Origin of the sequence: Haloferax sp. DFSO60, assembly GCF_046557615.1 — an archaeon.
Classification (GTDB): domain Archaea; phylum Halobacteriota; class Halobacteria; order Halobacteriales; family Haloferacaceae; genus Haloferax.
Map to the genome: position 1 here is coordinate 116652 of NZ_JBKIII010000002.1, position 12847 is coordinate 129498.

Genomic DNA, 12847 nt, shown 5'->3' on the forward strand with positions numbered 1-12847 from the left:
CGACCGTAGATGAATCCAAACGAACGCCGAAACACCCAGACGGCGACCGAGCGCGAGGAGCCAGTGGGTGCACCGGTCGTTCGCGGCGACCCTGCCGTCACCGGTGAGCGTGCGCGCCAAGCAGTCGGCTTCGACCCGAACGACCCCGAGAGCGTGGCCGAGGCCGCGCGGACGGTTCGTTCGTTCGCCGAATCAACCGCCGGAACCGACGATCACGTGTTTATGCTTCGCGGTGCTGCCGCCTGCGCCGCACTCGTCCGCGGTGTTGGCTCGTACAAAGAAGCCGCCGAGCGCGCCGGTGGCGACGTCTCTGTCTCCTTTATTCGCAAGTGGGCACGTGTTCACGACCTCCCGCAGTCGGTTCGTCGCCACGTCGCTCGCGGGCATATCGCCCCCACCGCGGCAAAACACATCGCTCGCGTCTCCGGCGACGCCCGGCTCCATCTCGCGTGGGCGACGCTCGACTCGGACCTCACTGTCCGCGAAATCCGCCGCCTCGCCAGTGAAGTCAACGATGGCACGCCAGTCACGACAGCACTCACGAACCACGGGGTCGATATCGGGACGTTCGAAGTCTCGCTCCCACCGGATGTTTATCTCGAACTTCGCCGTCGCGCCTCGCTCGAAGACACGCACCCGGGCGAACTCGTCGCCGATGCCCTCGACGGTTACTTCGACTGAAGGAACGCCGTACTCGTCTCTCGAATCACGTCGCGCGCGGTTTCGACTTCTGCCCACTCGATTTCTTCGTCAGGGAAGTGCGCGTTGTCGATGTTCCCCGGTCCAAACACCACCGTCGGAATCCCCGCTTCGACGTAGAGTCTCGAATCAGCGCCATAGGTTGCCCCTCGTGGCTCGTCTGGGAGGCCCTCGGCTTGGAGCGACTGTCGGAGCGCCCCAACAATCGGTTCGTCCGCAGAGATTTCGGCGGGTTCGAACTGGATGGAGAATCGCTCGAACGTCGGCGGATGCTCGCTGAGCCAGTCGTCTTCGGCGACGACTTCCGCGAGGCGATGCTCGTATTCTTTTTCGACTTCCTCGACCGACTCGCCCGGTGCAACGCCCAAGCGCCACTCCGCAGTGAGCGTTCCGGCGACACTGGAGGCCCACGACCCGGCTTCGACCTTGCCGACACAGATGGGCCACGGAATCGGGTAGTCGTAGTGGGGATGCGTGACGTTCTCTGTCCGCTCGGCTTCGAGGTCGAAGAACGCTTCTCGAATCGTTTCGAACTTCGGCAGTACGTCTACACCGCGCCAGCGCGAGGCGGCGTGGGCAGTCCGCCCCGTCAGGTGGAGACGCTTCATAACCGACCCTTCGGTGGCGATGACGGCGGTCAACTCGGTCGGTTCAGCGACGAGCGCCGCATCCCGGTCGAACGGATACGGATTGTCGAGGGCTGCGGCCGCCGCGCCGATGCCACCTTCTTCTTCGCCGACGACGCTCTCGACCACGAGTCGGCCGTCGAGTTCGAGGTCACCAGATTCGACTGCCTCTTTGATGTCGAGCGCCGCGGCGACACACGCGGCGAGGCCGGATTTCATGTCCGCCGCGCCACGGGCGCTGACGGTTCCTTCCTCTTCGTTCCACTCGGGGACGAATGGGTCGTGAGACCACAACTCCGCGTCGGCGGGAACCACGTCGATGTGGCCGTTGAGTACGAGCGTCTTCCCAGCATCGGGGTCGCCGAATTCGAGGACGCCGCCGACGCTCGGGCGACTGTACGTGTCTATCTCCTCGGGGTCATCGGGAAACGAGGGATGTTCCGCGAGGCGGTCGGCTTCGGCAGACCAGACGTAGGTGTCGAAGCCGAACTCTGTGAGTCTGTTTTTGAGCCACGTTTGGGCGGGGCCTTCTGCCCCGCCGGTACTCTCGAATCGAAGAAGCGTATCGACGAACTCCCGGAGGTCCATATGTGTGGGACGGCAACGGGGTACAAGGAGATTGGGGGAACGAAAATAAACGCTTATCAGTATCCCCACTTAAAGAAGATTCGAGGGCTGGTAGCTCAGTTAGGCAGAGCGTCTGGCTTTTAACCAGACGGTCGGGGGTTCAAGTCCCTCCCAGCCCGTTTCTACGACGAACTTACGTGAGGAGTGAAACGGCTCCGTGGGAGTTGAAACAGGGAGCAACTTGTTGCGACCGTGGTTCAAGTCTCTCCCAGCCCGTTTCTACAATCCGCGAGCAACAGTGAGCGGTATTAGAACGTCACTGGGAGGACTGAACCCGGCGAGTCGCGCACAACGAAGTGAGTACGTCTCGACTCGGTTCAAGTCCCTCCCAGCCCGTTTCTCTCGAACGCAACGCTCGATAGCACGGGCGCAGAAAACATACAATTCTCCTGCCAAGAGTATTGTTTGATGGCCAGTAGAACTCGCAAACGAATCACGCTGTTCGCGCTGGCAAGCGGACTCGCAGTTGTGTTTTTCGTGGTTACTGTTGGTCTCTGGTCGGCAGTCCGTCCACTCGGTGATGTACTCGTTGCGCTTATCGTCGCCACCGCTATCTGCGTCGCTGGTTTGAGTGGCTACTGGCAGGACACACCCGAATTGAGTGTCGTCACGACACTCCTCGTCGCGGGAGGACACGTACTCGGCGAGATATTCGGACGAGACAAGCGATTCGTCTCCCACCAGTGCAATCGAGGTACTACGTACTCGTGGTTGGGGTCGCGGTTACTCTCGGCCTTAGCGCGTACTATCTCGGCAGATTCGTTGCCGACCAAACTGCGTCTCGTGTCTGAACGACAGTAGCAGACCAACAGAACCTACAAAAGAAATCGCGCTCAGCTTTCGCAACCTGTGTTCGCGAGGTACATCCCCCGAGACCGCTGTTATCCGAGGATATACCGCGCCCACGAATACTGTTCGACGAGTGCTTTCCCACCAACGTCGTACGCTTCGATGTACTGGTCGAGGCCGAGGATTCGACCAGCACCAAAGGCGGCGACAGCGAGGAACACGAGCATGTACGCGAAGTCGCCGTTGATGTAGCCGTGGGCGATGTCCCAGTTTCCAAGGTAGAACAGGAGCATCATGAACGCGCCAAAGAATGCTGCGAGGCGCGTGAACGCCCCGAAGATGAGGCCGAGGCCGATGAGTACCTCTCCCCACGGGACAGCGACGTTGACGAAGTTCACGAACCACGGCGCACTCCCCATCGCAACGAAGAGGTCAGCAACAGGACTCCCGTTCGCTGCCGGTGCATTCATCAGATAGCCACTCGCCGAGAAACTCCCCGAGAGAACCTTGCTGATGCCACTCTGGAAGAACGCCAGACCCATCATGAGTCTCAGTGCGAGAATGAACCAGACACTGAGTGTGTGGAGTTTCCCTTCCGCAGTGAATCCGCCGACTGTACTCCGTAGTGCTACTTCTTGCGATGCCATACTAGGTCCAACGCAAGCATCTCTTAAATACGCTCTTTTGATTCTATGAAAATTAGAATGTCTCTGTAGAAATGATTTATCTGTTGATGCATTGCTGGTTAGAGAACAGAATCAGAGAATCACGCGAAATCACATCAGAAAACAACTAGACCGACGGTTTTGTACTGCCTATTCCAGCTCTAACAACTCGGCCGCTTCGTCCAAGAAGGACTCGTAAACGTTCATCGCATCTTCGATTGGTTCAGGTGAAGACATGTCGATGCCAGCGGTCTCGAGCACTTCGATGGGGTACTTGCTGCCGCCGAGAGCGAGTGCCTCGCGGTAGTCTGCGGCGGCATCTTCGCCTTCCTCGCGGATGCGTTCGACGATTGCGGCGGCCGCAGAGATGCCCGTCGCGTACTGGTAGACGTAGTAGTTGTAGTAGAAGTGCGGAATGCGCATCCACTCGCGGGCGATGCGTTCGTCAGTTTCGGCGGGAGCGTAGTACTCTGCTTTGAGGTCGCCGTAGAGTTGGTCGAAGCGGTCGGGAGTGAGTGGGCCGTCTTCTTCGACGATTTCGTGAATCTGGAGTTCGAAGTCGGCGAACATCGTCTGTCGGAAGAGGGTCGAACGGAAGCGTTCGAGGTACTCGTCGAGGACGTGGACACGGAGGTCGTCGTCTTCGACGTTCTCCAAGAGATATTCGGTGAGGAGGGTCTCGTTGACCGTCGAAGCGACTTCGGCGGTGAAGATTTCGTAGCCTGCGTCGTGCCACGGTTGGGCGTCGTTGGCGAGTTCGGAGTGCATCGAGTGACCCAACTCGTGCGCGAGGGTGAACATCGAGGCGGCGTCGTCCTGATAGTTCATCATGATAAAGGGCTGGGTGTCGTAGGTGCCAGCGGAGAACGCACCGGCGCGCTTGCCGCGGTTTTCGTACACATCTACCCAGCGGTCTTCGAGGCCTTCGGCCATGCGCTCTTGATACTCTTCGCCGAGTGGAGCGACGGCTTCGATGATGTACTCCTTGGCCTGTTCGTAGGGGATTTCGGGGCCGTGGTCACCCGTCAAGGAGACGTAGAGGTCCCACATCTGCAACTCGTCTGCACCGATTGCCTCGCGCTTGAGTTCGGCGTGGCGGTGGAGATGCGAGAGGTTGTCGCGGACGGTTTCGAGGAGGTTGTCGTACACTTCGACGGGGACGTTGGGGCCATCGAGTGCGGCTTCACGGGCAGAGTCGTAGCCGCGGATGCGGGCCATCTTTACGTCCTTCTTGACGCTGTTTTTGAGTGAGGAGCCGACCGAATTTCGGACATCTGCCCAGCGGTCGTAGAACTGCTCGTGGACGGTCTTGCGGAACTCACGGTTCGGGTGCTTCTGGAGTTTCGTGAAGTTACCCTGCGAGATTTCGACGGCCTCGCCCTCGGGGTTCTCGACGGTCGGGAATTCGAGGTCGGCGTTGGCGAGCATGGAGTAGATATCGCTCGGCGAGCCAGTGACATCAGAGAGGTCGGCGAGGACTTCTTCGACTTCCGCAGAGCGGGTGTGTTCTTTCGTGCGGAGAACGTCGTCAAAGTAGTGTTCGTAGGCTTCGAGTGCAGGTTCTTCGTCGATGAATTCCTGAATCTCGTCGCGGTCGAGTTCTTGCAGTTCGGGGTCGAGGTAACTGACGGCGCTTCGGGCCTTCGACGCGAGCGACTCGGCGCGGGCGGCCTGGGCTTGATACTCTTGATTGCGGGTGTCTTCGCTACTTCGGAGATTTGCATAAGAGACGACCATCGACACCTCGCGGAGGACTTCTTCCATCGTTTCGAGGAGTTCGAGCAGGGTCTCGGCATCGTCGGTGACCTGCCCTTCGTAGGCTTCCAACTCGGGGATACGTTCGACGACGTCTTCAAACGCCGCGTCCCACTCTTCGTCAGACGTGTAGATGCTGTCGAGGTCCCACTTGTACTCCTCGTCGATGTCGCTTCGCTCGGGAACCGAACTCATGTTGCTTCGGTTGCACTCTCGGGTGGTAAGCCTTACCTATCGATTGGCGGTGGAGAGACGCGTGATGCGAAACGTGGCGTCAGTGGCGCGTCGCTCGTGCCTGTCGTACCTGCGCACCGTCGCGCACCATGTCCTCACAGTGGGGACACACTCGCGGTTCCTCCATGCCGTCGGGTGCGAACACCCGGACGTAGTTCTCCGTGACAAAGGATTCACAGTTTTGACACTTTGGCATGGTAATCGGCGATACCACGTGCCATTACTTATCAGTTGTGCGTAACTTATTAATTGTATAAACGTTCACCGTCGCCGCAACCGACTTCTCCCGGTAGTGAGACAGTGCCACATGGACGGATTTTCACCCGAGGAGATGGCCCAGTTCGCCCGAACGTGGACCGACGGCCGCCCGTGGGAGTTCATCACGAATCTGACTGCAATCGGTGACCACATGGCGGGAAGTAGCGGCGACGAGCGTGCCGCGACCCTCGTTGCGGAGGCATTCACCGACGCTGGTGCCCGCGATGTCGAATTCGACGAGTTCGACCTGGCTCATTGGACACGCGGCGAGACGACGCTCGAACTCACTGCGCCTGACGAGCGAACCTTCGAAGCCATCGCGCTCCCGTATTCGCCCACTGGCGACGTGGAAGGTCCACTCGTTGACGTTGGATACGGTACCCCGGCCGAAATCGACGACCAAGACGTCGAGGGCGCAATCGTCGTTGCGAGTACGACGACTCCCTCTGGCGGGCGATTCGTCCACCGAATGGAGAAATTTGGATACGCTATCGACTCGGGGGCCCTCGGATTCCTGTTCGTCAATCACGTCCCGGGGCAACTCCCCCCGACGGGCGCACTCCGATACAACGAGGAAGCAGTCGCCCCCGCCGCAGGCGTAAGCAAAGAGACCGGAGCATGGCTCACCGACTACGCGAGCCGTGGTGGCCGCGTCCGATTGACTATCGACGCCACGACCGAAGCCGGAACCAGCCAAAACGTCGTCGGCCACGTCGGCCCCGACACCGACCGCGAACTCCTCGTCTGTGCCCACTACGATGGCCACGATATCGCCGAAGGCGCGCTCGACAACGGGTGTGGCATCGCAACCGTCGTCACCGCCGCGCGAATCCTCGCCGCGATGGACCTCGAAATAGGGGTTCGCGTCGTCGGTGTCGGCGCGGAAGAAGTGGGACTCGTCGGTGCGGAACACCTCGTGGATACACTCCAACTCGACCGAGTTGCGGGCGTGGTCAACATCGACGGTGCGGGTCGATTCCGCGATTTGGTTGCCTTCACGCACACTTCTGACTGGACCGAAGACGTGACCGCCCGAGTCGCCGACGAGACGCGCCACCCGATTCGTATCGAGGGCGAACCGCACCCCTTCAGCGACCAGTGGCCGTTCGTCCGCGCCGGGATTCCCACCGTGCAACTCCACAGCGACAGTGGCGAACGCGGACGTGGATGGGGTCACACCCACGCCGACACCCGCGACAAAGTAGACGACAGAAATATCCGCGAACACGCGATGCTGACCGCACTTCTCGTCCGGGAACTCGCCAACGAGGCCGCAACTGGCGAGATACCGCGACTCGACGACGAATCGGTCGCTACGGCTTTCGGCGATGCAGACTTCGAAGTCGGGATGCGAGCGGCCGATATCTGGCCCGAACACTGGGGCTAATCGACTGTCTCTCCCCTACGTTTTGGCTTGCCGACTGGTTTCTCGTTCGACGTTCAATGCCCCTTCTTCGGCGGTCGCCGCTTGTTGCCACCACACCAACTCGAACTCGATACTCTGTTTGGCTTCGGCGCTACCGGATTCCCAGTCTGATTCACCTTCGACTTTGAAGGTGACCGGATTGCTCGGTGTCATCGTCACTCGCTGGCCGCCGAGTTCGAGCGTGACGTCGCCGTCACCATCGAGTTGGTCGGCGAATTCGCGGAGGTACATCGCAACCTCTGCGCGACTCAGTTGGGCTTGGATTTCTAATTCACCCATGACACCACAGATGCCGCCACTCGGCATAGCTATTGATTGAATGTCACTTCTGCGCGAGTCTCGACTGGTGAACGTACTGGAGAACGAATGCCCCGGAAGTACGACAATCAGCAGACAGCAATCAGTTCACCTGCGAAGTCGAGGTCGTCGGTCGGGCCGGAGGGCTACCGCTCGGGAGGACTATTGAGTCAGTCGAACCCCTGAATTTCGTCTCGAATCCGCCCGCCGACGCGCCATCTGATTCTATCTTCGAGCGCCCGTTCACCGAACACTTCGACTGCCACCTCGGCAGCCTGGTCGTCGCGCTCGAACTCGATGCCCGGATAGTCTACTGCGGACAAGACGAGCGGTGTCGGCGGTGCGGGTCCGACCCCAGCGCGCCCTTCGATTGGCTCCGGCCCGAGGACGGTGTCTACCTTCGACATCGGTGCCGACCCGGTGGCGACTGCGTGGACGAGAGAGACGAGGCGGCGGACGAACTCGCGGCAGAAGCCACGCGATTCGACGCGAATCAGGAGGAAGTCACCGTCACGAGTGATATCACCATCGAGGGTTCTGACGGTGAGGCGGTCGTCGGGTGTGAGGTTGTGGAAGTCGTGTTCGCCGCAGAGTGCGGAGAGTGCATCTCGTGCCCGTTCGTCGTCAACGCTGTCGGTGGGCGCATACAGGTCGTAGGTGTACTCCCGCCGCTCGGGGTCGTGGCGGGCGTGAAAGTCGTCGGGAACGTCCGCAGACGCCCACACGCGGACGGTTCCGGGAAGTTCCGAATTGAGTGCCCGTGGCGTACACCACTCTGGACACTCGAACGCGACTGTCTGTGCCAGCGCCGAGACGCCTGCGTCGGTTCGGCCTGATGCGGCGTACCCTTCTGGTATCTCGTCAGTCTCGCACAGGTCGAGTTTTCGACAGGCAGAAAGAAGTGTATCTTCTACAGTCGGGACATCCGGCTGTCGCTGAAAGCCGTAAAAGGGCCGACCGTCGTACGCAACGCGGAACGCACGCATGTTCGACCTTTGCCGTGACCACACTTAACGGCCACACTCTGCGGTCGGTCGCGCTCGTCGTGCAGCCGGTCGCTTATTCGTCTTCGACTATCGAGTCTTCGGCGCGAATCGTGAGTACCGGGATGTCCGAGAGTCGGAGGACGCGCTCGGTAACACTGCCGAGGAGGTAGCGCTCGATGCCACGGCGGCCGTGGGTTCCCATAACGATGAGTTCTGCATCGACCTCGGCGGCGTAGTCGAGTACTTCTCGGTAGGGGACGCCGTTTCTAACCGACGTAACGACGTCAACACTTTCCTCTTCGGCTTTTTCACTGGCCTCCGAGACGATTCGTTTCGCCTCTTTCTCGTACGCCTCGATGAGTCCGCCAGCATCGAGTTGTGTCGCGTGGAGGACACGCTCATCGACGACCGAGAGGGCGTGGACTGTCGCGTCCATCTTCGAGGCGAGGTCGAATGCGTGGGCCAGCGCCGCATCACTCGGGCCACTTCCATCGAGTGGGACGAGAATCACGTCGTACATGAATGTATGTACGATACACGACATGAAAAATACGGGTGTGAATCCCGTTCTGTGAGAACTGCGTTACTCGTAGTCTTCGTAGGTTGGCGCGTCGCGTTCGCCGGGGAAGTCGTCGATATCGGCGGTCGTCTGTTCGCCGCTCGTCATGTCTTTGACCGTCACTTCGCCGTTTTCGAGGTCGCGCTCGCCGACGATGACGACGGTTTCGGCGTTGATGGAGTCAGCATACGACATCTGTGCGCCGAAACTCCGACTGGAAACGTCCACTTCGACCACGTTGCCCGCCGCACGCAGTTCACGGGCGATTTCGGAGGCTTCGGTACGGGTGTCGCCGACAGTGAGGATGTAATAATCCGTACTCAGTTCTTCTTCGGGCCACACACCGGCGCGCTGGCAGAGCAGTTGGAGCGGTGCCAACCCGATACCGACACCGACTGCGGGGGTCGGTTGGCCACCCGATGACTCGATGAGGTCGTCGTAGCGCCCGCCGCCGAATGCGGCACGCGACACGTCCCCGGTCGAATCGAAGCACTCGAAGACGACGCCCGTGTAGTAGTCGAGGCCGCGAGCGGTCGTCAGCGACACCTTACAGAACTCGCGTGCGCCGAAGTCTTCGGTTGCAGCGAGGACTGCTCGGAGGTTCTCGACCGCCGAATCGACGTTCTCGCCACCGAACTCGGCTATTTCGTCGAGGTCGCCGCGGTCGAGGAGGTCGGCGAACTCCCGTGCTTGGTCGTAGCTGAGTCCGGCATCTGAGAGCAGGCCGAGGTACTCTTCGCGTTCGACTTTGGCCGACTTATCCACGGCGCGAACCGCATCGCGGACGTCGACATCTTCGTCGAAACTTCGGAGCAGGCCGCCGAGGATGTCGCGGTGGGAGACGCGGAACTCGAAATCGTCTTTCGTCAGGCCGAGGTCCGTCATCATATCCGCCGCGAACGCCAGAATCTCGGCGTCTGCTTCGGGTTCCGACGAGCCGAAGATGTCGGCGTTCGTCTGATAGAACTCGCGGAAGCGGCCCTGTTGGACCTGCTCGTAGCGCCAGAACGGGCGCGTTGAGACCCACTTGATTGGCTTCGAGAGGGCTTGCTGCTTGGCGACGACCATTCGGGCGACAGTCGGCGTCAGTTCGGGTGTGAGCGTGATGTCGCGGCCGCCTTTGTCCTCGAAGGCGTACAGTTCCTCGACGATTTCCTCGCCGGATTTGTCCACGTACATCTGGGTCCGTTCGAGATACGGCGTCCCGATTTCGCGGAAGCCATAGCGACCCGCGGCAGACTCCACGGTGTCGATGACTTCCCGCCGGGCCGACATCTCGCCGGGATAGAAATCACGAAATCCCTTGAGTCGGTCGTACATGGGCGGTGATTCGGGGAGGTTGCGCTTGAAACCTGTTGTTCCGATGTGCGACAAGCAGGGGATTCGAAGGGTGCGGGATGGCGATTAGTTGACGAATGCCACGAGCGTCGCCACGTCGCCGACCGCAATCAGCGAGACGCCAGTGACGGCGAGCAATGCCGCGGCGAGACGGAGTGCAAATTGGGACTCTTTGAGGATGATGCCGCCGAGGACGACGGCGACGATTGCCTGCGTGTTGATGATTGGAGAGGCGATACTGGCCGGAACCATCCCGAACGCGGTGGAGGTGACGTGTTCACCGAGTGCGACGAGTGCGCCCGCGCCGACGAATTTCATCACGCTTCCTCGGATTGGCGTCCAGTCACGGAGTGCGAACGGGAGAACGGTCAACCCGGCGACAGCAAAGAGTGTGGGAACGAACACACTCGTCGGCATTCCGAGTTCTTGCAGGGCGACGCGTTTTCCAACGTCGCTGGCGGCGTAGAACGCGGCACTGGCGAGTGCGAGTTGTGCAGGCCGCGAGCGGGCCGCACGCGCCAAGGGAGCGAACAGGTCGCCACCTTCGTAGTTTGCGATGTAGACGGCGAACGTAGCCACGACGACGCCCCCGATTTGGAGCGGTGAGAGGACTTGGTGCAAGAGCAGAATCTCGATGGGGAGGACGAAGACGGGGACGAGCTTGTTGATTGGTGCGACGTACGAGACGTCACCCTCGTCGAGCGCATCGACGAAGAGGATAAAGGCGATACCGACGAACGCGCCAGTTCCGAGGATGATTGCGATTCCGTTCAGGCCGAGTTCGCCGAGCGACGGGACTGCCGCCGGGTCGTACGTGACGGCCGCGACGGGGAGGTAACACAGGATTGCAAAGGCGTTGACGACGACGGTGATGACCGCGCCTGAGTACTCGGGGAAGTACCGTTTGAGCGTGAAAATGTACACGCCCCAGACGAACGCAGCGAAGATGGAGTAGAAGATACCGGGGTCCATGCCCTAGGGGAACCAGCGAGAGTGAAAAGCAACCCGATACCGAGTGAGTTCACTCGCGGCGGCCGTGGACGTAGCTTTGAACGTGTTTGGGGAACACTTCGGCGACGGCTTCGGGGCCGTGTTCTTCGGCGATGAGCGCGCGCAACTCGCCTTCGTAGTCCGCTTTCGGAATCTCTTCGGAGGGACCGGTTTCGACCCGGAGGTGCGAATCGACGAGTCGGTCGACTGCACCACGACCGAACCCCGAGAGCGGTGAGAGGTAATCGACGCCGTGGCGGTCTTCGATGCTCTGGGCTTGTGCCCGCGAAATCGACGGCACCCGGTCGTCGCGGCGAGTTCCGTCGGCGATGGCGTCGAAGTCGAGTTCGCACACCGCTTCGAGTGCGTGTTCGTGGACGCGCTGAATTCCGTTGCGTGGATAGCCGTCTTCGACCATCTGTGCGGCGGCAGATTCGGCGACTTCCGAATCCAATTCGAGCGTCTCGAACTCGTAGCCGAGTTCGAGCGCGGCATCACGGGCGTGTTCCCAGTCGTCGGTGACGCCGAAGTGTGCAGTCACGAGCGTGACGTCGTAGAACGTATCGAGGAGTAACGCGGCGAGCGAGGAGTCCTTGCCACCGCTGTAAAGGAGCGCGAGGTCCACGTCGTCACCGACGCCGGATGTTGAAACTCTTGGACTCCGGCTGTAACTCTTTCAAGAGGGCTTTCATCTTCGCATCGTCGATACGGCCTTGAATCCGTCCGCTCTGGGCGAGCGCGACGATTTGACGCTCAACCTGGTCGGCGAAGTCGGGCTTCGACATCTGGACTGCGTTGAGGCGCTGTCGTGCCTCGTCGGTCAGGAATTTCTTGAGCAGTGCTTGTTTCTGCTGTTCGGCGCGCTGCTGGGCGGCCTCTTCGGCCTGCTGCTGTTCTGCACCCTGTTGTTGCGACTCGGCCTGCTGCTGGAGCTCCTGCATCTTCTTTCGTCGAAGCTCTTCGATTCGTTCGTCGTCTGGGCTGCCACTCATACGTGAGGGCACGGTCTGACATCTGAAAACCATTACGGACAGCGATATCCGCGTCTCTCGGCGGGATTCGCAGTCGAAGAAGAATCAGTTCGGTCGGGGTCGGCGGCGCTGTTTACGCGTAGCGTTCGAGTTCCGGACGGTCGAGGTCCGCGAACACGTCGGATGCAACGTTGTCGAGGAAGCTCGTCCCTTCGGGGGTGATGCGGCGACCTTCGCCTTTGGCCGTCTCGATGAGGCCTTCTTCTTCGAGTTGCTGGAGCAGCGTGCGGATGACCTTCTTGCTTGCCGTGTCGCTGTGTGCGCCGGCGACGCTGTAGCGGTTGGAACCGCGCTTGAGTCCACCGTACTCGGTGGAGAGGCGGTCGACACCGACAGGTCCGCTCATCGCAACCTTGCGGAGCAGGCTTGCGCCACGGATGAACCAGAAGTTGTCCTGCTGTGGGGGAAGTTCACGGGTCTGGCCGCTCTTGACGAAGGCCATCCACTCAGGCTGCTCGATACGGTCTTCGAGTCGTCCGGCGACCTCTTCGATGAGGGCGTCCGCCGGGACGTCATAGATGGTTACCATGGCTATTGGTTCATAATCGCGGCGTTTAAAGGCATCGT

Annotated in this window: 15 protein-coding genes and 1 tRNA gene; 4 read left to right on the forward strand and 12 right to left on the reverse strand. The window is 60.5% G+C overall.

Translation table 11 applies throughout. The features are described from left to right. Positions 1–9: 9 nt before the first annotated feature. Entirely contained in the window at positions 10–681 is a 672-nt protein-coding gene (locus ACK509_RS09920) for a hypothetical protein (RefSeq protein ID WP_410766378.1), read from the forward strand. On the opposite strand, the gene ACK509_RS09925 is transcribed toward ACK509_RS09920, so the two are convergent. After that, on the reverse strand, positions 669–1913 hold the full coding sequence (locus ACK509_RS09925; protein ID WP_410766379.1) for a M20/M25/M40 family metallo-hydrolase: 1245 nt from the start codon (positions 1911–1913) through the stop codon (positions 669–671). The genes ACK509_RS09920 and ACK509_RS09925 overlap by 13 nt on opposite strands. 84 nt (positions 1914–1997) lie before the next feature. Here ACK509_RS09925 and ACK509_RS09930 point away from each other — a divergent pair. Then, a tRNA-Lys gene (locus tag ACK509_RS09930) sits at positions 1998–2071 on the forward strand. A 289-nt stretch (positions 2072–2360) separates the two neighbouring features. Beyond that, positions 2361–2753, forward strand: coding sequence for a hypothetical protein (locus ACK509_RS09935; RefSeq protein WP_410766380.1), 393 nt, complete (start codon positions 2361–2363; stop codon positions 2751–2753). Between the two features lie 80 nt (positions 2754–2833). On the opposite strand, the gene ACK509_RS09940 is transcribed toward ACK509_RS09935, so the two are convergent. From ACK509_RS09940 to ACK509_RS09950, 3 genes are all read right to left on the reverse strand, one after another. Further along, positions 2834–3388: a DoxX family protein gene (locus ACK509_RS09940; RefSeq protein ID WP_410766381.1), complete on the reverse strand. Its 555-nt coding sequence runs from the start codon at positions 3386–3388 to the stop codon at positions 2834–2836. Between the two features lie 168 nt (positions 3389–3556). Then, positions 3557–5356, reverse strand: coding sequence for an oligoendopeptidase F (gene pepF, locus ACK509_RS09945; protein WP_410766382.1), 1800 nt, complete (start codon positions 5354–5356; stop codon positions 3557–3559). Between the two features lie 79 nt (positions 5357–5435). Next, the gene (locus ACK509_RS09950) at positions 5436–5591 is read right to left on the reverse strand and encodes a hypothetical protein (protein WP_410766383.1); all 156 of its coding nucleotides are present in this window, start codon (positions 5589–5591) and stop codon (positions 5436–5438) included. 111 nt (positions 5592–5702) lie between these two features. Here ACK509_RS09950 and ACK509_RS09955 point away from each other — a divergent pair, with 111 nt between their 5' ends. Then, on the forward strand, positions 5703–7040 hold the full coding sequence (locus ACK509_RS09955; protein WP_410766384.1) for a M28 family peptidase: 1338 nt from the start codon (positions 5703–5705) through the stop codon (positions 7038–7040). Between the two features lie 15 nt (positions 7041–7055). On the opposite strand, the gene ACK509_RS09960 is transcribed toward ACK509_RS09955, so the two are convergent. The 8 genes from ACK509_RS09960 to ACK509_RS09995 form a co-directional block, all read right to left on the reverse strand. Beyond that, positions 7056–7358 carry an amphi-Trp domain-containing protein gene (locus tag ACK509_RS09960; RefSeq protein ID WP_410766385.1) on the reverse strand — a complete coding sequence of 101 codons (303 nt, stop codon included), beginning with the start codon at positions 7356–7358 and terminating at the stop codon, positions 7056–7058. A 188-nt stretch (positions 7359–7546) separates the two neighbouring features. Next, entirely contained in the window at positions 7547–8362 is an 816-nt protein-coding gene (truA, locus tag ACK509_RS09965) for a tRNA pseudouridine(38-40) synthase TruA (protein ID WP_410766386.1), read from the reverse strand. A 73-nt stretch (positions 8363–8435) separates the two neighbouring features. Then, positions 8436–8882, reverse strand: coding sequence for a universal stress protein (locus ACK509_RS09970; protein WP_410766387.1), 447 nt, complete (start codon positions 8880–8882; stop codon positions 8436–8438). 63 nt (positions 8883–8945) lie between these two features. Next, complete coding sequence (gene hisS, locus ACK509_RS09975; protein WP_410766388.1) at positions 8946–10241, reverse strand: histidine--tRNA ligase; 1296 nt, start codon at positions 10239–10241, stop codon at positions 8946–8948. 84 nt (positions 10242–10325) lie between these two features. Then, the gene (locus ACK509_RS09980; RefSeq protein WP_410766389.1) at positions 10326–11231 is read right to left on the reverse strand and encodes an EamA family transporter; all 906 of its coding nucleotides are present in this window, start codon (positions 11229–11231) and stop codon (positions 10326–10328) included. A gap of 49 nt (positions 11232–11280) precedes the next feature. Beyond that, positions 11281–11874 carry an alpha hydrolase gene (locus ACK509_RS09985; protein WP_410766390.1) on the reverse strand — a complete coding sequence of 198 codons (594 nt, stop codon included), beginning with the start codon at positions 11872–11874 and terminating at the stop codon, positions 11281–11283. Between the two features lie 4 nt (positions 11875–11878). Further along, complete coding sequence (locus ACK509_RS09990; RefSeq protein ID WP_410766391.1) at positions 11879–12241, reverse strand: DNA-binding protein; 363 nt, start codon at positions 12239–12241, stop codon at positions 11879–11881. Positions 12242–12353: 112 nt separating this feature from the next. Then, entirely contained in the window at positions 12354–12809 is a 456-nt protein-coding gene (locus ACK509_RS09995) for a 30S ribosomal protein S19e (protein ID WP_410766392.1), read from the reverse strand. Positions 12810–12847 lie beyond the last annotated feature (38 nt).